Below are 19,742 nucleotides of genomic sequence, written 5' to 3' on the forward strand. Positions count from 1 at the left end.
TTGCGTGAAGGCAGAACACAAAGCATCGGCACCCATCCGGGCACCGATGCCATAACAAAACAAAGTTGAAACTAGACTAAGGCTGAAAACTAATTGGCTGCGGCATCGTTGATGCCAGTGCTGAGCCATGAACCGCACGCGATCTTGGTGAGCTTTTTATCGATCTCGCCAGATTGCTCGGCCATTTCCTCAAACATGTCCGCGATATCATCGAGATCCAGTTTCTTGGCGAACGCACGAGCCGTGCCGAATCCTGCGATCTCGTAGTGGGCGATGCGTTGTGCGTTTGCGATGAGAGCGGCGTCTTTGATGGAGCTGTGCGCGTAATCGTGCTCAGTCTCGCGTGCTTCGCGCAGCAGGCCTGCCATTGCTTCGCATTTTACACCTGTCGGCGGGACATTTAGTTTTTCACAGATGCTTTTGAGCTTCTGGATGTTATTGGCAGTGCCCTCTTTCACGTGGGCGAATTTATCGGCCAAGTCCTCATCTTTGGAAGACAGCTGCATGCTGGTGAGAAACTCGGAATACTTGGTTTCGGCATTGTAGAGGTCACGTGCCTGCTCTTCGAGAAGATGCTTGAGGTTATAAACTTGCTTGGTGCTTTGGGTAGATACGTTCATGGGATAAATATAATTTATTAGGACATTCCCTCTACCGCAGGCACCATGCCACCCGCGCCAAAACACCAGCTCTCTACTGTTCTCCAGACACTTACAACAATAAACAGAGACCCTGATTAATTCAATTCCCTCTCACGTAGATGCAATTTGAGAGAAACAACACCCACTGACGCGCATTTTGCACACCTGCACAAAAATCCCAGCCTAGAAATCACGCCTCCCTTGCAAAGCGCGTAGCAAGGTCAGCTCATCGGCATGCTCCAAACCTCCGCCAGCCGGAAGTCCCTGCGCGATTCGGGTGATCTTGACAGGCTTTCCCCGCAACATATCCGCCAGATAATTCGAGGTCGCCTCTCCTTCCACATCAGCCCCGAGAGCCAAAATAATCTCCATTTCCCCTTCCACAACGGCGATACGCTCCATCAGGCCCGCAATATTGAGATCTTCCGGCGAAACCCGGTCCAGCGGAGAGAGCTTGCCGCCAAGACAATGGTAGCGTCCTTTGAACGCGCCCGATCGCTCCAGCGGCAACACATCGGTCGCCTGCTCAATCACGCATAAAAGCGAATCGTCCCTCCTGGTATCCGCACAGATTTCACATAGCTCCCGCGTCGCGAAGAAGCCACAGACCGGACACGCAATGACCTGATTCCGGGCAGCGACGATCGCCTCGGCCAAAGCCAAGGGTTCCGCCTTTTTATTCTGCAACAGCCACACGGCCATACGCTCGGCGCTGCGCGGTCCGATGCCGGGTAGCCTTTTGAGCCCCGCGATCAAATCCTTTACCGGAGCCGGGAAATCAGCGCGTGCCATCCGCCATCTCCTTTCCTTGGTTATCAGCTTTATCAACCGGCAGGATGTGATTCACCGCGTAGACCATTGAGCAAATTCCCGACCAAATGATGGCAATGATCGCCACTCCGATTTCCGGCTTGTATGCGGATAAAACCAATACCGGTCCCCAGCAGAATGTGAGCACGACCGTCATTGCCCATATCAATAATCTACGCCAGGAGCCGGGTATATTCAGCATCACGGCAGCCAGGCCGAAGGCGAGAAAAGCTGTCGAGCACCATAGCAGCAGAGGGTGGATGCCTCGCTCCATCATTCCTAGGGACGAGGGAGAAAACCAAGAAGCCAGGGCACGATCCAAACGAGCTACCAAGCCCAGATATTGAAGCCCGGCGGCCAGAGCCAGCGACATCACGCCGGTTGCAAATATCGCCAACCCGAGGTGCGGGTGCTCTTCGTTTTTCCACTTCTTACTCATCCGAGGACCTTCAAAAGCTTTTCGGTGTGGCTCATCGGCGAGACCTTTTCAAGAACTGCCTCCAAACGCCCCTCTTCATCAATTACGAAAGTGCTTCTTTCGATTCCCATGAACCTTTTCCCCATCATCGATTTTTCCACCCAAACCCCGTAGCTTTCCACGATGGATTTGTCCACATCGGCGATCAATGGGTAAGGCAGATCTTTTTTCGAAATGAATTTCCGGTGACTAGCCACACTATCCGCACTCACGCCAAAAACCCGCGCACGGTCCCGGATGTCCTCCCAATGATCGCGCAAAGAGCAAGCCTGGATGGTGCATCCCGGGGTGTTGTCCCTCGGGTAAAACACGAGAACCACTTTTTCCCCGCGCAGATCTCTCAGCGCCAGCTCATACTCGTTCTCCCCGTCCACCACCGTTGCAGTGAAATCCGGAGCCATCTCTCCAACCTTTGGTTTCATGGCCGGAGCATCACCCGCTTATCATGGCAAATCAACCTCCGTCATCGTCAGCGGGAAAATGCTTTGCTCCATGGCATATTCCGATTGTCTGAGCGTCAGGATTGGCTACCTTCAGTGAAATCCAGTCCCGCATTATCAATCGTTTTTCCCCGAAGTTCCTTGATCCCCAGGCTTTCCATCTTCCTGCTAACCGTTTCCCTGCTCCATGCCCAGGAAGCCAGCGAGGCAGATGTGACTTCGAAATCGCCCATTGCACTGCTGCCAAGCGGGAGTGTTCTCAAAGGTGTTTTACTTCCCCGTTATGACGCGGAACGAAAGCTCGTCGGCGACCTCAAGGCGGAGGTGATGACATTGATCGATGCGGACCGTATCCAAGGCGAGAACGTTCTCATCAAATTTTATAATCCGGATCACAGCATCAAGGGCAAAGTGGCCATGAAAAACGCCCTTTTCGATCAGGCAAAATCCCTCATTTACGCAAATGAACCGGTGGAAATCATCAACGACCGCCTGGTCGCCCGTGGCAGCGGTCTGGTTTACGCATTCCAAACCGGCAAAGGATTTCTCCGTGGTCCCGCCACCACCTGGATCTCAACGCCACCGAAAACCACCTCCATGCACATCCATCCTTTGCCGAAAGCCGCATTAATCGCCGCTTGCCTCTTGCCGCAAACGTTAAGCGCAGCACCTCCAGCATATGTCTCGCAGGACGAGCTCGCCGCCCTCAAGGCGGAGGCAGCCTCAGCCAAGCCCGAGATCGATAAAGTAAATGATTCCGCCGAGGCCTCCCTCGCCGCCGATGTCGCCGCAGGTGGGAAGGCCAGCGCCGATGCAATGGCCTTTATCAAGGAAAGCCAAATCAAAAACACCGCCTCAGAGTCCGGGAACGACCAGCCCGCCACAGAGCCACTCAAGATCGAGCCAAAGCCCGAGGATACCTTGATAAAATGCGACGATGGCATGTATTTCGATGCCGATAACGGGGTGCTTGTTTATCTCGGGAATGTCCGGGTTACCGATCCGAGGTTTACGCTTTCCGGAGCGAATGAACTGAAGATTTTCTTCGATAAAAAGGCACCCGGCAATGAAAAGAAAAACGACACGACGCCAACGGCGAACTTTGGGGATGTTAAGAAACTCATCGCCACCGGTGCGGTGCGAATCCTGCAGAAATCCGTGAATGGGAAAGAACCTGTGGAGGCCAGCGGCGCCGTTCTCACCTACAATATCGATGACGAGGAAATCATTATCCACGGAGGCTATCCATGGGTGAAGCAAGGCACCTACTTTGCCCGCGCGAAAGAAGCCAATCTAAGCCTCAGGCTCCTTAATAACGGCTCCTTTTCCACTCGCGGAAATTGGGAGATGGGCGGCCAGCTGAAACTAGACGGACAATAAATCAAATTTTTCATCAAAACCAACCGCTAACCATCTGTGCACGATCCCGGCTCCACTTGCAAAAACACCGAAAACGCTGTGCTATCCGCCCAAGGCCTGCGCAAAACCTATAATGGCCGGGCAGTTGTCGATGGCGTATGCGTAACGGTGCAACCGCGCGAAATCGTAGGCCTGCTCGGTCCGAATGGTGCGGGAAAAACCACCTCCTTTTACATGATCGCGGGGCTGATTCCTGCTGAAGACGGTTCGGTCCATCTCAATGGAGAAAACATCTCCAAACTTCCGATGCACCGTCGCGCACGCCTCGGGCTCGGTTACCTCCCCCAGGAAGAATCCATTTTCCGCAAACTCACAGTGTTCGAGAATCTGCTCGCGATCCTCGAAACACGCCCGGGCCTTTCCCGCGCCGACCAAAAGGAGCGCGCCCATGAGCTTCTGGAACGCTTCAATATCACAAAATTGGCGAAATCCCAGGCAGTGACACTCTCAGGAGGAGAAAAGCGCCGTCTCGCAATTGCCCGCTCTCTATGTTCAAACCCGAAGGTTTTGATGCTAGATGAACCCTTTGCCGGAATTGATCCCATCGCGGTGGAAGATATTCAGCGGATTGTTCGCGATCTTCGTGAAAAAGACGGGCTCGCAATCCTCATAACCGACCACTCGGTCCGCGAAACCCTCTCCATCACGGATCGCGCCTTTCTCATTCATGACGGAAAAGTTATTCTGGAAGGTGCCTCACAGGAATTAGTCAACGATCCCATCGCGAAGAAATACTATCTGGGCGAAGACTTTAAAATGTAGCCGCCCACTCGCCTGGCCGTTTCCATACGAAAAAACCCTCCGCCATAAAGGCAGAGGGTTTTTGATAGAGTGAGCGATTTAACCTTTCCTGCCGTTGTTACCGGCGCCGACGGAGCGTCAGCCCCAGACCTCCAATTCCGAGAAGCGCGAGAGCTGATGGCTCGGGCACTGCCCCCACCTCGAAATAGCGTCCGTTGAAACTCGCAGCATTTCCAGTTGCCTCTGCGGTGCGAACATCGAAATAGTAGCCAACGCTCTGAACGCCAGTGAAGTCGGGAGTCGCAGCAGCACCTATGGTAGCTACCCCCGCGCTGAAAGGAGTGAAACCAAACCAGCTCAATGCCGTGACCGCGCTCGTATTCGAGACAAATTCTGCCGTCAGAGAGATCGCCGAGCTTGCATACCAGCCGCTCTCATTCTGGAAAAGATAGCGGTAAGATCCCTCTGTTCCACCCGTGCCACCTCTAATAAATTCCGAACTGAAAGTCGTCAACTCACGGTCCGTGGTGAGAAAGCTGTCCCAGGCCAGCATCCCCTGGAAAGTGCCGCTACCCACTGTAGCGCTGGCATTTTTGGAAAGGGTGATCCGGTCTCCCGCATTATTGTCAGTCACGGAGTAGGTGTTCGGTCCGACATTCAGTGCCATGTGATAAACTGGCGACTGACCGGTAGTGCTACCCAGGAAATAACTTTTTTTGGAATCATCAGGATTTGTTCCGATGACCGGGTTCCGGTTAATAGCCGCATTGTATGTAGTTACGGCGGTTGCTCCTGTGCCCCCGGTGACATTCTGCATGACCGGGTTACCTGTTTCGGTTCCAACACCAGCCTTGGATACAATATTGGTATTTCCTCCAGCAGTTCCCCACTGGACGATGGTGCTGGCGTGGGTGAAGCCGACAGAGGAAACGACGAGGACCGTCGAAATAAATTTTGATTTCATATTGGAGTGGATAAGTCGTAGGTTTTTCAAATCTTCAATTCCGTCCATCAGTGGCATGGCTGCGAATAGAGGGTAGTGAAGCGGATCAAACTAGCCGATCTGCAGTGCCGCCGAAAGAGCATCGATCGCAAAAAAATAGCAAATTTGCGCAAATCTCCGGAAAACTTCCGCAAGCTATCTATCGGCTACCCGGGATTTCAAAATCCGGAAATCACGGGGCGTCATTCGGTGCATCGTTTTGAAAACTTTTATAAAGTAATTCGTATCCCTGAAGCCCGCGTGCTCCGAAATTTCGCCTACCGTCAACGTTGTATCACAAAGCAGTTGCCTTGCCTTTTCCATCCGGAACTCCTGCAGATAACCAGCTATCCCTTGCCCGAAAAAAGTGTGAAATCTGCCTTCCAGAGTGAGTCGGCTCGCGCCGCTTTCCGCTGCGATAGCATTTACGTCCAAGACTCTTGAATAGCTTCCGGAAATCATGCCATGCGCTTTCCGTAGGGACGCATCCGTTGTCGCAATTCCACGGCTGCTTGCACACTCCACCACATACTTCGCAGGAAGTATCTTTGCTCTCTTTTCATGATCCAGCGGTTCCTCGACAAGGAGCCTCACAGCCTCATATCCTATTCTCCGGAAATTCACGTCGATGCTGCTCAGCTCCACCTCGGTCAGGCGACAGAGAACCACATCATTGTCGCATCCGAGAATTGAAACCTCATCGGGCACCGGATACCCCAGATGCCTGCAGTGATTGGCAAGTTGGAGCGCCGCCCCGTCGTTGAAGGCAAAAATAGCCACCGGACGCTCCAGTTCGAGCAACCACGCGGGAATTGAATCATCTTTTCCGCCGATACTACGGATTTCAACCTCATTCGTAATCCCGGCAGCGCTGAGCGCTTCCTGGAATCCCCGATACCGTTCGCTACTCCGATGATCGATCTCCGCGCCTTCCGAAACGGCTGCCTGGTGCTGGAAATCACAATACAGGAAGCGCCGATGCCCTTTGCCCAGCAGATGCCGCGCGGCTAGGACTCCCGCACCGAAGTTGTCGATCGCGATGGACCGCACGTGGTTACCCGCTACCTCATGCTCAAGGCACACCACCGGCCTATCCCCCGGGATCAGCCCATGGATCCCCAATCGAGGCATAACTACAAAACCATCGAAATGGCTGAAATCATCCCGGTAGGCAGGCAGCGCGTCTCCTTCCACATTGTAGGAATCTCCGGTGCGCACACTGAGAAACACGTCCTTCCGTTCCTTCGCGAAATCGAGAGCACCCATGGCGATATCGTAGGCGGATTGCCCGCGGAAGTTCGTTATCAGGCAGAAGTTGAATCCCGGACTTTTCAAAAATTTCCTCACTCCGCCCTTGGAGGAACCATCCCGATGATATTTCCGATATTCTCCCGGCTGAATTCCCTCAGCCCGGAGAAAGCGGCGACGCATGCTCGATAGGTCCGCGTGAAATCTCTCACTGATTTCCTCCAGGGTGAGATCCGTCGTCCTCAGCAGGCGCTTCACCTCATAAAGCTGACCGTTGAACGCCTCTTCATGGATACTTCGTCCCAAATGAGTCTTAAACCTGGCGTCCAGAGCCCGTAGGCCAAGTCCCAGTTTTTTTGCTATTTCCGCTGGTTGGGCACGTGGGCCGGGCTTTCTCTCTTTCAGGAGCGATTGAGCTCTCCGGACCAATTCATCCGGAACGGAGCTGTTGCCGGTAGATTCCCGCGAAACCAGGCGGGGCACAGGTATTGGCGGAGCTTCACCGGAAAATTTTCCGTTCTCGATACAGGAAAAAACCGTATGCAATGCGAGAGCCGCAAGCCTTTCATACTGCGGATCAACACTCGAAAACGGCGGCAGCCCCAGCTGACAAATGAGTTCCGCATTATCCACCCCGACAATTGCCACATCGTTGGGAATATCAAGGCCAAGAGACCTACAAACGGAGGCAATCTTGAGGCTTCCCAGATCGTTGTAGCAAAAAATCCCGATCGGCTTGGGCATCGCTTCCAGCCATTCTCCGCAAGCATCCGGCAAAGCGGGATCGTCCTCAAATTTTCTGACGATTCGTTTGCTTGCCAATGAATACAGAGTTTCGCGAAAGCCTTTCCACCGCTCCGCACTACGCCAGTCCAGCTTTCGACCTTTCCCCCGGGTTCCATCAAAATAACCGTAGCTAACAGGCGAGAGATCATGCAGAGCCCTTGCCGCAGCTCTACCAATCTCCAGATTTTCCATGGGCAGCGAGACATCCGCGATTTTAGAGAATGGATCGTCAATCACTACGATCGGCTTCCTGCCGGCAACCTGAGCGAGCCGCCGATCAGACCCCATATCGACAAAGCCATCATATTCTTCCAGCTGTGCGGGAAGAAGTGGCTCGTGGTTGGACAAAATCCCCAGCTCCGCCGGCAGGCGGCTTTCCTGCAAATAATGTGCCGCGCCCCGGATAAAACACCTGCCATTGACGTGCAATGGGCTCGTTACGATCGCGATTCTTGTCAGCACTGGCACGGAACAGATGCTAACCGCTATCCAGCCTCAGTCTACACGGACTTCACGCTTGCTGGCCTGGATCACATTGAGCAGGTGGTTCGCCACGGCTTCGAGGTGGTTGTTCAGATCAATGAAAATCATTTCGGTTTGAACCACCGCCCCGTCCTGCATGCGTTTCGCAGCAGCCTTATTGTTGCGCTTCCTCAAACGGTCCACACGGCTTTCTATCTCATAGGCGCGTTCCAATGTCGTGCCATCGATACTGACCAGGGAGTTCCTGGCAACATCCATGAGCATCCGCACCTGATTGCTGCTCGACATCAGTTCTTCATGCTGGACTTCGGAAAAATCCCGGCCTTTCACGTATTTGCGCTGCACGATTTTTACCATGCGGTAAATACGATCCGTAGCCTCCTCGAACTCTGAAACCACCCTGAGCTTCGAGGTAATGCTCGCCGCATTGCCGGAGCCGATCTCGTGCGTGGAACACTGGATCAGGTAAGAGGTGATATCGTGAAGCATTTCATCACAAACATTTTCCATGCTCTTCAGCTCGGCCACACGCTCGGAGAGATCACTCTCGGGGTTATTGAAAACCTCGATCATTCCATCAAACATATCGGAGGTCAGCAGCGCCATTTTTTTCACCGCCCCATCGGCCTCCGCCAAGCTCAGCTCACCGATGTCCACCAACGAGCTCCCGATATAGCGCAGTTTGGTTTCGTTCTCTTGAGCGTTATCCTTGACCCACCAAGTCACGATCCGCTCGATTTGTGGAACGAACCAGATCAGCAAAAAGATGTTCGAGAAGTTGAACAAGCTGTGGAAAATCGCGGTGGCGAAGGCGACTTCCGATTGGGACATACCGGTGGCTGCGGTGCGCAATCCATACGGAAGCTGCGCGGCGATCGACCATACAAATTGGGTGAAAGGATAAAACAGGAGAAGGCACCAGATCACTCCGATGACGTTGAACGTGAAGTGGGCGCGGGCAGCTCGCTTTGCAATTGTATTGGCACCTGTGGATGCAAGCCATGCGGTGACAGTGGTGCCGATATTTTCGCCGAGAACGATTGCGGCGGAGCTCTGGAACACTCCCAGAGGATTCGTGCCGATATCGCCAAACCAGCCATTCAGCGCACATGTCATTGTGATCGCCATCGCTGCTGATGAAGATTGGACGATAAGCGTCAGAAATATCCCAGCAGTCATGAAGAGGACGACTGAGCCAAAGCCGTGTCCACCGAGGAGCTCGATAATATGTTGGATATTCTGCGCCGTTCCGGGGTCGGTCTCCATCATCATCCTAAGATCCGGCACGGAATCCTTCAACAATCCCAGGCCCAGGAACACCAGACCAAAGCCGATACAGGCCTCGCCCCAGTCCCGTCCCTTATTCTTTCCGGCAAAAAAGAGCGGCAATCCGATACCAATGATCGGCAGCGCGATCGTAGCCACGGAGAATTTCCCGATGAGGGCGACAATCCAGGCTGTCGTCGTCGTCCCGAGGTTCGCTCCCATGATCACGCCGATCGCCTGCATCAGAGTGAGCAGCCCGGCATTTACGAAGGAGACGACGAGGACTGTCGAAGCCGAAGAGGACTGAACGAGAGTTGTCGTGAAAAAGCCTGTGAGAACGCCGCGGAATCTCGTGCTCGTCATTCCGGAAAGAGCCGCCCGCATCTTATCGCCGGCGACTTTCTGCACCCCTTCGGACATTACCTTCATCCCATAGAGAAAGATTCCCAGAGAGCCGAGAACCTGCAGTAACGCCACGACGGTGGACCAGATCGAGATGGATGCAATGAACATGTGTGACGAAATCGTCACAATTCCCTCGAACCTGCCAGAACAAAATCGTGACGATTTCCCGAATCCGCCGAGCTCCCTAGCATTGTGGCACAAAAAAAACGCACCTCTCAAAAAGCCGGGCTTTTCGGGAAGTGCGTTTGGGCGGAGCAGTTGTCCTTCCCGATCAGAAGGAAAAATCCGTCCTTAGGAGCGATGTTAAACGGTGCAGATTTCCACACCTTGTTTCAAGCTGCCCAAAGCATCCTGACGGGCCGGGATAAATTCCTGTCCTACAAAACCAGTGTATCCGGTCTCCACGATCGCACGCATGATTGCCGGGTAATAGAGCTCCTGGGACTCATCGATCTCATGGCGCCCCGGGACGCCGCCAGTGTGGTAGTGGGAGAAATACTCATTTTTCTCCCGAATAGTAGAGATGACATCCCCTTCCATGATCTGCATGTGATAGATGTCGTAGAGGTATTTGAAATTCGGGCTACCGATTTTATCAGCAAGAGCCACACCCCACTTGGTGTTATCACACATATAATCCGGATGGTTCACCTTGGAGTTGAGCAGCTCCATGCTCAAGGTGATGCCGAGTTTTTCCGCCAGCGGGAGAATTCGTTTCAAGCCGATCGCACAGTTTTCAAGGCCTTGCTCATCGTCCATCCCCTCGCGGTTCCCGGAAAAGCAGATGAGTTGTTTGGCACCGACTTCAGCACAGGCTTTAAGCTCTTTTTCGTAGATTTCCTGGAGAGTATCGTGATGTTCCAGGCGGTTGAACGCTTTCTCAATCCGGCCAACCTTCTCTCCATCTTTCGTTGTCCCGGTAGGGAAGGAAACCATCGCGCAAGTCAGATCGTATTTATTGAGAAGTGCGAAGTCGCTTGGTGCAAGAAGCTCAATGGACTGGAGGCCGATGTCCTTGGCTGCGATGCATAGCTCTTCCAGAGTGACATTCTTGTAGCACCATTTGCAAACCGAGTGATTGATCGAGCCTTTGACTCCGGCTTTATCGGCGGCCTCTTCGGCTGCGGAAAGTCTAGCCCCCAGCGAAGCTGCAGTGGCGGTGATAGCGGCGTATTTAGCTGTTTTTTCCATAAAGTTTCTACGTGAGAGTTTTAATCCTTCGTTAGGTTTCATTTCCTCTTATCCTCTTCAAATCCCCCGATGTGGCAAGTTTGGAAAAACCGGCACGCCGAAACTTATCTCAATGATAAACACTTAAGATCCCCTTAGTATTTTCTAGCCACGATGGCAGGTTTTTTGCTATTTGGGTAGACATGTTGGAAGAATGGATAGCAGCGAGTCGCGATCGATTCACGAACGCGGATTTCGATTTCATCACGGAAGTTTTTTCAGGAGGTGAGAAACGGGCCTGCCTGGCCAAGCTCTGGGAAGATCCCAACGCTTTGCGGGAAATGCTAGATCTCAAAGAAGTCCTTCGCGGCCTGCTTGACTCTCCGTCCACGCTGCAAGTTTCTCCGGATTTTTACTTTTATGTGCTGGTCCGCCACGCTTTCGTGCAGGCGGATATTGCAAATCCCGATATCGCCGATTACGTGGCCGCAGTGCTGGCGGAGCGCTTGAATCCGATGAACTCGGATCCTCTGCACGATATTTCCCACGGCTATACCCATGCGGGAGATTTCCTGGCGATCATCAGCCATGCCCACGGCAGAATGAAATTCCGGCTCCAGGTCGCGGCCGGGAATCAATTCCTGGTGCTCACCGGCTTATTTCCATCCTATATAGAAAATCGCTGTCAGCGACGGGGAGCTCCCGATATCCGCTTCTATGAATCTTTCGCCCAGCGTTCCTATTCTTCCGCAGCCAATAATTCGGCGGCAACAGGTAGTATTCCCCGGAAATTTTTCGGGGAACTCGCGGAAAGCCTCCCGCAGGCGAGGAGATCGCTCAACCGCATTGCGGAGGAATATATCTTCCTCGGGGACTAGCTATTCTGCCAGATGACCTTTTCAAAGCGCCATCCATCGCCACCTTTGACCCAATGGATCACTACCTCAAAATATCCATCGGCAGGGCGCGTGGCGCCGATCTCTATATAGCCTTCCACAAACACACGCACCCGCGCCCGCTCTCCCTCGATTTCCACATCGCGATATTCGGTAATCCGGAAATTTGACCGCTTCGCATTCTGGCAGATCCACGAGAACGCGCTCTCTATCTCCTGTTTATCAAAAGTCCCGTTCGCCTCGGATATATCCGGAGTGATCATTTCCACCTCCGGAGCCAGCATTCCGTTCATGGAATACACCTTTGCCTGCCGCAATGGACCGCCGATTCCCTCGCTGAGGGTGAGAACTTCCATGAGATGCTTTGTCCGGCGCATGATCACCTGTTCCGGAGAAAACCACCACATTCCGGTGGGGACCAGGATCAGAAGAAGGACAGCTGCGATAATTATCCGGGGTCTTGTCATAAGAAATTTCAGTTGGCGTGCTTGTTGGGATCGTAGAAAATCCGGATATCTGCCTCCTTGGTGCCTAGCAGATGCTGCGCACGCCTCAGGGCATCCCGTGTGGAGATATTGGGGTTGGAGGGCATCGTTAGGAAAATATTGCTTTCTCCCTGCTTCCGGTCTGCTCCGATCTGCAAGGTCTCCAATATTCCCGAGCGCTTCAGCACCTTATAGACATCCTTGGTGGCTCCGGAAATTAGCAGGTGAAGATTCTGTCGACGCATGAAATGCACCAGATCCTCCAGAGCCATCACACTGGTAGCATCGAGATGACGGGCATTCTTCAAACGTAGAATGATCACCTTGATCGCTGGATCCGCTACGGTGCGCTGGATCTGTGTCCGGAAAAGCTCGGCCGCGCCAAAGAATAAATCGCCCTCCACATGGACGATCGAGATCGCGGGAATGGGCCGCACTTTTTTTTCTCCCATTTCACGCAGCTCACCGGTCTCGTTGAACTCATATTCCGTGAGATACGGCTTGCTGGCCTTACGCAGGAACAGCGTGATCGATATTGCCACACCGATGAAAATAGCCACGTGTAGCGGAGCCAGCAGCGTGGCCAGAAACGTAAAAATGATCACCACCGCATCATCGCTCGTAGAGCGTAGACAGATACGGATCTGGTGAACATTGAAGAGAGAAAAAGAGATCGCGATCACCAGAATCGCCAATGAAGCTTTGGGGATATAATCCAGGATATTCAGCCCCGTCTCTCTGGACCAGGCGATCAGTATAACCAAGGTGAGCGTGAAAGCGCCTGTGAACACCGGAGCAGCTTTGGTCATCGCCCCCGAGCGGAAATTCAGCATCGAGCGTGTGAGAGAGCCGGAAGCGGGCATCCCGCCTGCGATGGCGGACGCAAGATTGGCGAAACCTATGGAAAGCATGTCTTGGTTGACATCGGCCCGGTCTCCCGTCTGGGAGGAAATCGATTTGGCCATCAAGGTATTTTCCAATGAGGCAAGAAAGGAAATCGCCATCGCAAGTCCCATCAAGGCCGAGATATCATTGAAAACCTCCCTTTGGAAAAAATCCGGCAGCGTCGGTGTAAGCTGGGCAAAGCCAAAGGTGCTAAAGGTAGACTGCCCACCGAATGGACCGATATCGAAATTGATCAAAGGCCCGAAAATCGCCGACCCCAAAAGCAGAGAGATCGAAAAAGCAGGCCAATTTTTCTTCCACCGGCGAAACGAGAGATAGATCGCCAAGGTCGCAACGCCAATCCCGACGGGCACCCAATCGATATAAACCAAGGCCTTCACCAGCTCCCCCACCAGTCCGAAAAATGTCGCAGTCTTCTCGGGGTCCACGAATTTGCTCAACCCCAGCAATGGTTTCATCTGATTTCCGATAATCAATACCGCCGCTCCGGCCATATATCCGACAAGCACGCTGCGGGAAACATACTGAAGCAAATCCGCGACTTTCAACATAGCTCCCGTCATCGATATCAATGCGATCAGAACCACCAGCAGCGGAAGCAACTCTGGAATCCGCGCCTGCAGCTCCGGATTCACCGAGAAAAAGCTGAACAACATGAACGCCGTCGCATTCGTAGGCCCCAGGACATTATAGCGGGAACTGGCAAATAGAGGTGCGGTAATTGCAGCGATCGAGGCACAGACCACCCCGTAGATGATATCCAGCCCGGCAATCGCGGCATAGGCAATCGCCTGAGGCAATGCCAGTAATGTCACATTCATCGCCGCCCGCAGATCGCCGTGGAATTTTTCTCTGGAATAAGCGCTAACCGGCCCAACCCGCGGGATAAAATCTATTTTCTCCGTGGCAAAAAACGTCCGCGTCTGACGGAAAGCTTTTGCGATAAAATGACCAAAACTCATGCGTATCGCAAAACGCTAGCGGAAGCGCGCTCTTCTGAACAGAAACAAGCCTAGTAAAACACAAAAAATATTCGGTGCCCACAGTGCCAGCGTAGCTCCCAAATCGGAATCAAACTCATCCGCAACGACGGTGAAAAGGAAATAGGCCAGCCCCACCAACAAGCTGATTACCAAACCACCCGAGGTATCTTTCCTACGGCTTTTCAAGCCCAATGGAACGGCAACGCAGGCAAAGGAAAGGCAGGCGAGGGAGAACGAGTAACGCTTGGTAATTTCAGCACGGAAGCTTACCTGCTTTTCCATGGGCAAATCCTTCGTCTCTCGGAGATACTTCACAATCTCTCCGTTTGTCATCGCGCTGGATTTGATCTTTTTCACACGATCCGAGCCAAAATCAAAGAGCCATGGCTCCGCCTCCTCGGCAAACGCAAGCTCCCCCTGTCCATTCTCATTTTTCGTCTCGATGAAGGCATCGATCAGCTTCAATCGCAGCTGTTTCTTCTCCTCATCGACGACGAGGGAAACCTGGCCCGCATGCACATAGGCCTCAGCTCTGGGAGTCAGGCCGTTTTCATTGCTGGACACCTGATAAAGGTGGAAACCTTTGAGAGAGTCACCATCCCGGGACTCGACGAACACCTTCTGGTTTTTGAAACGTGACTGAACGATACCCGGATCCAGCAATGATCTGGGATCGCGCTTTACCTGCTCGTAAATCATTTCCGTGAGCGAGGCTTTTGCCAACGGCACCACATTCACGTTGATCCACAGACAAACACCGGAAAGCAGTGCACCGATTACAAAAACCGGCAAGGACAACCGGAACAGGCTGATGCCGGCCACTCTCAGGCTCGTAATCTCATTATCTCCGGACAACCGCCCGAAAACGAGAAGCACCGCGGAGAGAAATCCCCAGGGAATGGTGAACATCAGTGAAAAGGGCAAGACATTGATGACAAAACGCAGAACCAGGCCCAATGGCGCATGTTGCTCGACAAGCAAGGGCCGCGCTTCCTTGAAAAGATTCCCCATTACCAACACCAGACTCAAAACCACAATAGCATACAGAGTCCCCACAAGAATCTGCTTGGCGATGTAGCGGTCAATAAGGCGCATGGCACAGACTCATAACTCCGGCGAAAACATGCAAGAGACAAGATTGCATTGTTTGGGGTTTCGAGGACTCTTCGATTGAAGTTTCCGCCCGGAAATCTAGTGTTTTGCCCACATGTCCGCTGTTCTCATCATCGAAACCTCCACAGACGCTGCCTCGATCGCCCTGGCTAACGAAGGTGAAATCATTTGCGAGAAATCATTTATCAGCGACAGACGACATAACGCCCTGCTCTTCGAGCCACTAGCCGAGATCCTGGCTGCTCACGGAACCAGATCGTTCGACGCGGTTCTCGTCGGCAGCGGACCAGGTAGCTACAGCGGCACGCGGGTGGGAATCGCCGCAGCACAGGGGGCGGCACTTGTCGGCGACGCGAAGGCTGTTGCCGTTCCTTCAATCCTGGCGACGCCCGAGGCGCTAAGCGGAAATCCCTGTATGGCAGTCGGCGACGCCAGGCGGGGAAGCTACTGGACCGCCCAAATCAATGAGGGCCAGCTCATTTCCGGCCCGGATCTGACAGATTCATTCGGATTTGAAGCAGCGTTACTCTCCGCAGAACAGCAAGGAATCTCCGTATTCTGTATGGAAGGCATCCGGGGCCATTCACTTCCGGTTGCCAAGCCATCGGCGGCCGGCATCTGGGCCGCGTGGAAGGCCGCCAGTCCGAAAACACGTGCCCTATGGGCGGGACAGATTGCCCAACCCATTTATCTGAAGCCTCCCCACATCACCCCATCCAAGCGAAAACCATTGGTCAATCCCGCTTGAATAAGCCTACCTGGCGGGCGTTACAGCTGGCGGGCGTTCCGCCCTTCGTCGATAAGCTTCCAGAAATGCTTGGAGCCAGCCAGCGCCTCATCCTCCGCAAGCGGCATGCTTGAGCGGAAAAGAAAATCCGAGAAAGTGCCCTTATGCAGCACACGATGAACAATCAGTGAGCCGTCTTTTACCTCGAAGTAGAACCGATATCCTCGTGCACGAAAGCGATACATCACGTGTCCGTCACGTTCGATCTTACCAAATTTGTCACTGCCCAGACCATTGAGATCCTCTTCTGTGACATGGAACTCCTCCAACAGCTCCAACTGCTCTAAAGTTCCCAAGGCGGACAACTCGGCAGCACTGATTTCATTGAAAACGATTTGAAACACGCCCGCATCGTAGGCTGCACCATCCGCCACGGGAAGAGCAAAGATCATTCACCTCGGAGATCCGTGAAAGATAGAGGTGTCGGCTATTTTTCCCGCCCGTGGGTGATCGGTATCATCCCCAATAGGAGCTGATTGCCCGCCGCCTGGCCTCCGGCTCGTGGAAGATCGGGATCGTCGTGGAAAATTTAACTCCGGAACATGACAGGCGGAACCTCGCATCAAGGTATCGTTTAACGTTATGCGCCTCTTATGCTTCCTCTTTTTAACAGCGACCTTTTGCCGGGCGGAACTCCCAACATCCTTTTCGCTATGGCAAGATGGCCCTCCCGGCTCTGAAAAATATAGAAACGAATCTGAGAAGAACGATGGAAACCTCATCACCAATGTCCATAACCCATCGCTCACTCCATACCTGCCAAGCACCGAGACAGCGACAGGCACGGCGATCATAATTTGTCCCGGTGGCGGCCATAAGAAGCTCTGCGTCGGGAGCGAAGGCTATGAGCTCGCCGAGTGGTTCCGGGACCGTGGAATCGCCGCATTTGTCCTGAAATACCGCTTGGAAAAAGATGAAGGCTGCGCAGAGAAACCCTACACCTTGGCGGGCGACGCAATGGCAGACACCCGCCGCGCCATACGCACCGTCCGCTCGCGTGCGCCAGAGTGGCAGATCGATCCCGAACGGATCGGCATCATCGGTTTTTCCGCAGGAGGAGAGCTCGCCGCGCTTTCCGCGATGGATTCCGTTCCGGGAAATGCGGCAGCCGTGGATCCCGTGGAAAAAGTAAGCTCCAGACCGGATTTCCAAGCGCTGATTTATCCCGGAAAATCCGATCAGATGACCGCAAAACCTGGCATGCCGCCTGTCTTCCTCGCCTGTGGCTACAATGACAGACCGGATATTTCTGAAGGGCTCGCCACATTGTATCTGAAATACAAGGCAGTAGAAATCCCGGCGGAATTCCATGTCTTTGCAAATGCCGGCCATGGATTCGGCTACCGTCATCAGAAAAACAATTCCGCCGCGTCACGTTGGCCCCAGCGTCTGCTTGAGTGGCTGGAAGATAGCAAATTACTTGAGGATAACTGACCTTCCGCCGGTCAACCCAAGACAATCTCCGCAACGGAGCCACGGATGGCTTCCGGCGACTCTTCTTGATGTTTAACATTTAAAAATTAGAGTTTTCCCATGCGTTGCTTCTACTCACAGGCTCTCGAGCTCGAACTTCCCAGCGGACACCCCTTTCCAATGGATAAATTCCGGGTCTCGAAAGATATGCTTTTGGGCGAGAACATTTTACGTCCCGAAGAGATCACCGAAGTAAAAGCCACCGATATCCACCACATTCTCCGGGTGCACGACCGGGGATACATCGAAAAAATTCAATCCGCCTCTCTGGACAGAAAAGAGCAGCTTCTTCTTGGGCTGCCCGCCAGCCGGGATCTCTTCTTGCGCTCCGCCACAGAGATAGAAGCCACCAGGCTTGCCTGTCACGCGGCGCTCACCGAGGGGGTGGGAGTTTGCCTGGCGGGTGGAACCCATCATGCTTTTCGCGAGCACGGGGAGGGCTACTGCGTTTTCAATGACATCGCCATCGCAATCCGTGATCTTCAGGACAAACAGCCGGGTATCAAAGTCATGGTTGTCGATACAGACGCCCATCAGGGCAATGGCACTGCCTCAATCCTCGGGGATGACCCAAGGGTTTTCACCTACTCGATCCACGTCGGCAGAAACTATCCCACTAAAAAGATCGCCAGCACTCTGGATGTGGAAACGGTGCGTTATGTGGAGGGTGAAATGTATCTCCAGCAGCTCTTCAAAACCCTCGCAGACTCGCTCGATAAATTTTCTCCGGATCTGGTGATCTGGATTTCCGGCGCGGACAATCATCGCAATGACCGTTTTGGCCAGATGCACTTATCTTTGAAGGAGATACAGCGTCGTGATGAAGTTCTTTTGCGGGCCCTCATCCGCAACCGGATCCCAGTCGCCATTCTCTATGGAGGCGGCTACAACCGGCAGCCGGAATTTACCGCCAAACTACATCGCAACACGATCGTCACAGCGAAACGCATCGCCCGTGAATACCGCGCCCTCTAACTTCCTACGAACCTAGGTTCACCAGCTAATCTTCAATAATCATGATCTATAAAACCCTACTCGCGTTTTTCATCGCCGCTGGTATTTCGCAGGCAGATCCTAGCGCCGCGCTTGAGGCTTTTGCAAAAGAACGGATCGCCGCGGGAACTGCCGCGGGCATCGTCACTGAAGTAGGTGATAAAGATCGCGTCCTGATCCGCGACGCCGCTGGTTTTGCCGATTTGGATAAGCAAGTCCCTATGAAGGAGGACACGATTTTCTGGATCGCCTCCATGTCGAAGCCGATCTGCGGGTCCGCCGTGATGATGGAAGTCGAAAACGGCTCGATCGCACTATCTGATGCTGTGGCAAAATATCTACCGGAGTTCGAAACGCTAAAGGGCCCGGATGGCAAGCTGGCCAGCATCACGATCGAGCAATGCCTCTCTCATACCAGCGGCCTACAGGATCTCACCAAGGAAGAGGACGCTGCAATGAAAGATCTTGAGCAACTTTCCAAAGTCACTGCTGCCAAACCTCTCATATTCCAGCCGGGAACCGAATGGAAATACTGCCAGACCGGCATCTGTATCGCGGCAAGAATCCTTGAGGTTGTATCCGGCAAAAATTATCCGGACTACCTCAGCGAACATCTCTTCGTCCCCCTGGGTATGAAGGACACGACTTTCTATCCCACAGAAGCCCAGCTGCCAAGAATCGCCACCTCATATAAGCTGACGGATAAAGGTCTCAGTCCGGTGCCGGTCTTTATTCTCCACGGAAAATCACCCGTTTCCACAGATCACTACCCTACCGCAGCAGGCGGGCTTTTCTCGACGGCCGTGGATTACGGCAAATTCGCCCGGATGATCCTGAATGGGGGCGAAATAGACGGAAAGCACTATTTATCACCGGAATCCATCAAGCAAATGACCACCTCGCACACAGATGGTCTCAAAGCAGGCTTCGTTGCTGGAAATGCCTACGGACTGGGTTGGATCGCAGTTCAGGAGGCGCTCGGAGTCACCAGCCCGCTTTCGGAAGGAAGCTTCGGACACGGAGGAGCCTACGGAACCCAGGCTTGGATTGATCCTGTCAGAGGGCGCTACACTTTGTTGATGATCCAACGGAGTGATCTGGGAAATGGCGATGGCTCGGAGACCCGGGCACTTTTTCAAAAAGCCGCTGCCGAGTGAAAATCGATTTCAAAAACGAACCGGAATTTCAAAATTCTTGACACTTCGGTCATTTCCGGCACCTTCCTACCCCCGCGCGT

At 53.3% G+C, this 19,742-nt stretch carries 19 protein-coding genes; 7 read left to right on the forward strand and 12 right to left on the reverse strand.

The features are described from left to right. Positions 1 to 89: 89 nt before the first annotated feature. From ACFSSA_RS06500 to ACFSSA_RS06515, 4 genes are all read right to left on the reverse strand, one after another. Positions 90 to 620, reverse strand: coding sequence for a DUF892 family protein (locus ACFSSA_RS06500; protein ID WP_386819453.1), 531 nt, complete (start codon positions 618 to 620; stop codon positions 90 to 92). Between the two features lie 204 nt (positions 621 to 824). Beyond that, positions 825 to 1,433 carry a recombination mediator RecR gene (gene recR / locus ACFSSA_RS06505; RefSeq protein WP_386819455.1) on the reverse strand — a complete coding sequence of 203 codons (609 nt, stop codon included), beginning with the start codon at positions 1,431 to 1,433 and terminating at the stop codon, positions 825 to 827. Continuing rightward, on the reverse strand, positions 1,420 to 1,890 hold the full coding sequence (locus ACFSSA_RS06510; RefSeq protein ID WP_386819457.1) for a hypothetical protein: 471 nt from the start codon (positions 1,888 to 1,890) through the stop codon (positions 1,420 to 1,422). Before ACFSSA_RS06510 ends, recR begins: the two co-directional genes overlap by 14 nt. After that, positions 1,887 to 2,351 carry a peroxiredoxin gene (locus tag ACFSSA_RS06515; protein WP_386819459.1) on the reverse strand — a complete coding sequence of 155 codons (465 nt, stop codon included), beginning with the start codon at positions 2,349 to 2,351 and terminating at the stop codon, positions 1,887 to 1,889. Before ACFSSA_RS06515 ends, ACFSSA_RS06510 begins: the two co-directional genes overlap by 4 nt. A gap of 114 nt (positions 2,352 to 2,465) precedes the next feature. On the opposite strand from ACFSSA_RS06515, the gene ACFSSA_RS06520 reads away from it, so the two are divergent. After that, positions 2,466 to 3,749 (forward strand): LptA/OstA family protein, encoded by a 1,284-nt coding sequence (locus tag ACFSSA_RS06520; RefSeq protein WP_386819461.1) that lies wholly within the window; start codon positions 2,466 to 2,468, stop codon positions 3,747 to 3,749. Between the two features lie 78 nt (positions 3,750 to 3,827). Then, positions 3,828 to 4,550 carry an LPS export ABC transporter ATP-binding protein gene (gene lptB, locus ACFSSA_RS06525; protein WP_386819463.1) on the forward strand — a complete coding sequence of 241 codons (723 nt, stop codon included), beginning with the start codon at positions 3,828 to 3,830 and terminating at the stop codon, positions 4,548 to 4,550. Positions 4,551 to 4,647: 97 nt separating this feature from the next. Here lptB and ACFSSA_RS06530 read toward each other — a convergent pair whose 3' ends face one another. The 4 genes from ACFSSA_RS06530 to ACFSSA_RS06545 all read right to left on the reverse strand — a co-directional run bounded on the left by ACFSSA_RS06530 (position 4,648) and on the right by ACFSSA_RS06545 (position 10,890). Continuing rightward, positions 4,648 to 5,493 carry a PEP-CTERM sorting domain-containing protein gene (locus ACFSSA_RS06530; RefSeq protein ID WP_386819465.1) on the reverse strand — a complete coding sequence of 282 codons (846 nt, stop codon included), beginning with the start codon at positions 5,491 to 5,493 and terminating at the stop codon, positions 4,648 to 4,650. A gap of 174 nt (positions 5,494 to 5,667) precedes the next feature. Further along, positions 5,668 to 8,013 (reverse strand): substrate-binding domain-containing protein, encoded by a 2,346-nt coding sequence (locus tag ACFSSA_RS06535; RefSeq protein ID WP_386819467.1) that lies wholly within the window; start codon positions 8,011 to 8,013, stop codon positions 5,668 to 5,670. Positions 8,014 to 8,040: 27 nt separating this feature from the next. Then, complete coding sequence (locus tag ACFSSA_RS06540) at positions 8,041 to 9,807, reverse strand: Na/Pi cotransporter family protein (RefSeq protein WP_386819469.1); 1,767 nt, start codon at positions 9,805 to 9,807, stop codon at positions 8,041 to 8,043. A gap of 195 nt (positions 9,808 to 10,002) precedes the next feature. After that, complete coding sequence (locus ACFSSA_RS06545; RefSeq protein ID WP_386819471.1) at positions 10,003 to 10,890, reverse strand: hydroxypyruvate isomerase family protein; 888 nt, start codon at positions 10,888 to 10,890, stop codon at positions 10,003 to 10,005. Positions 10,891 to 11,072: 182 nt separating this feature from the next. Here ACFSSA_RS06545 and ACFSSA_RS06550 point away from each other — a divergent pair, with 182 nt between their 5' ends. Beyond that, the gene (locus tag ACFSSA_RS06550; RefSeq protein ID WP_386819473.1) at positions 11,073 to 11,747 is read left to right on the forward strand and encodes a hypothetical protein; all 675 of its coding nucleotides are present in this window, start codon (positions 11,073 to 11,075) and stop codon (positions 11,745 to 11,747) included. On the opposite strand, the gene ACFSSA_RS06555 is transcribed toward ACFSSA_RS06550, so the two are convergent. The 3 genes from ACFSSA_RS06555 to ACFSSA_RS06565 are packed head-to-tail and all read right to left on the reverse strand — an operon-like array spanning position 11,744 to position 15,234. Then, positions 11,744 to 12,232, reverse strand: coding sequence for a hypothetical protein (locus ACFSSA_RS06555; protein ID WP_386819475.1), 489 nt, complete (start codon positions 12,230 to 12,232; stop codon positions 11,744 to 11,746). The genes ACFSSA_RS06550 and ACFSSA_RS06555 overlap by 4 nt on opposite strands. Before the next feature lie 8 nt (positions 12,233 to 12,240). Next, entirely contained in the window at positions 12,241 to 14,118 is a 1,878-nt protein-coding gene (locus tag ACFSSA_RS06560) for a SulP family inorganic anion transporter (RefSeq protein WP_386819477.1), read from the reverse strand. Positions 14,119 to 14,133: 15 nt separating this feature from the next. Further along, on the reverse strand, positions 14,134 to 15,234 hold the full coding sequence (locus ACFSSA_RS06565) for an LptF/LptG family permease (protein ID WP_386819479.1): 1,101 nt from the start codon (positions 15,232 to 15,234) through the stop codon (positions 14,134 to 14,136). Positions 15,235 to 15,346: 112 nt separating this feature from the next. On the opposite strand from ACFSSA_RS06565, the gene tsaB reads away from it, so the two are divergent. Further along, positions 15,347 to 16,000 carry a tRNA (adenosine(37)-N6)-threonylcarbamoyltransferase complex dimerization subunit type 1 TsaB gene (gene tsaB / locus ACFSSA_RS06570; protein ID WP_386819481.1) on the forward strand — a complete coding sequence of 218 codons (654 nt, stop codon included), beginning with the start codon at positions 15,347 to 15,349 and terminating at the stop codon, positions 15,998 to 16,000. Between the two features lie 20 nt (positions 16,001 to 16,020). Here the strand turns inward: tsaB and ACFSSA_RS06575 are convergent, their stop codons facing one another. Next, positions 16,021 to 16,431, reverse strand: a complete 411-nt coding sequence (locus ACFSSA_RS06575; RefSeq protein WP_386819482.1) for a hypothetical protein — start codon at positions 16,429 to 16,431, stop codon at positions 16,021 to 16,023. 190 nt (positions 16,432 to 16,621) lie between these two features. On the opposite strand from ACFSSA_RS06575, the gene ACFSSA_RS06580 reads away from it, so the two are divergent. The 3 genes from ACFSSA_RS06580 (at position 16,622) to ACFSSA_RS06590 (ending at position 19,662) form a co-directional block, all read left to right on the forward strand. Beyond that, positions 16,622 to 17,473 carry an alpha/beta hydrolase gene (locus ACFSSA_RS06580; protein ID WP_386819483.1) on the forward strand — a complete coding sequence of 284 codons (852 nt, stop codon included), beginning with the start codon at positions 16,622 to 16,624 and terminating at the stop codon, positions 17,471 to 17,473. Between the two features lie 99 nt (positions 17,474 to 17,572). Next, on the forward strand, positions 17,573 to 18,487 hold the full coding sequence (locus ACFSSA_RS06585) for a histone deacetylase family protein (protein ID WP_386819485.1): 915 nt from the start codon (positions 17,573 to 17,575) through the stop codon (positions 18,485 to 18,487). Between the two features lie 41 nt (positions 18,488 to 18,528). After that, on the forward strand, positions 18,529 to 19,662 hold the full coding sequence (locus tag ACFSSA_RS06590) for a serine hydrolase domain-containing protein (RefSeq protein WP_386819486.1): 1,134 nt from the start codon (positions 18,529 to 18,531) through the stop codon (positions 19,660 to 19,662). The last annotated feature ends 80 nt before the right edge of the window (positions 19,663 to 19,742 follow it).

The organism is Luteolibacter algae (assembly GCF_042683045.1).
In the GTDB taxonomy this organism is placed as follows: Bacteria; Verrucomicrobiota; Verrucomicrobiia; order Verrucomicrobiales; family Akkermansiaceae; genus Luteolibacter; species Luteolibacter algae.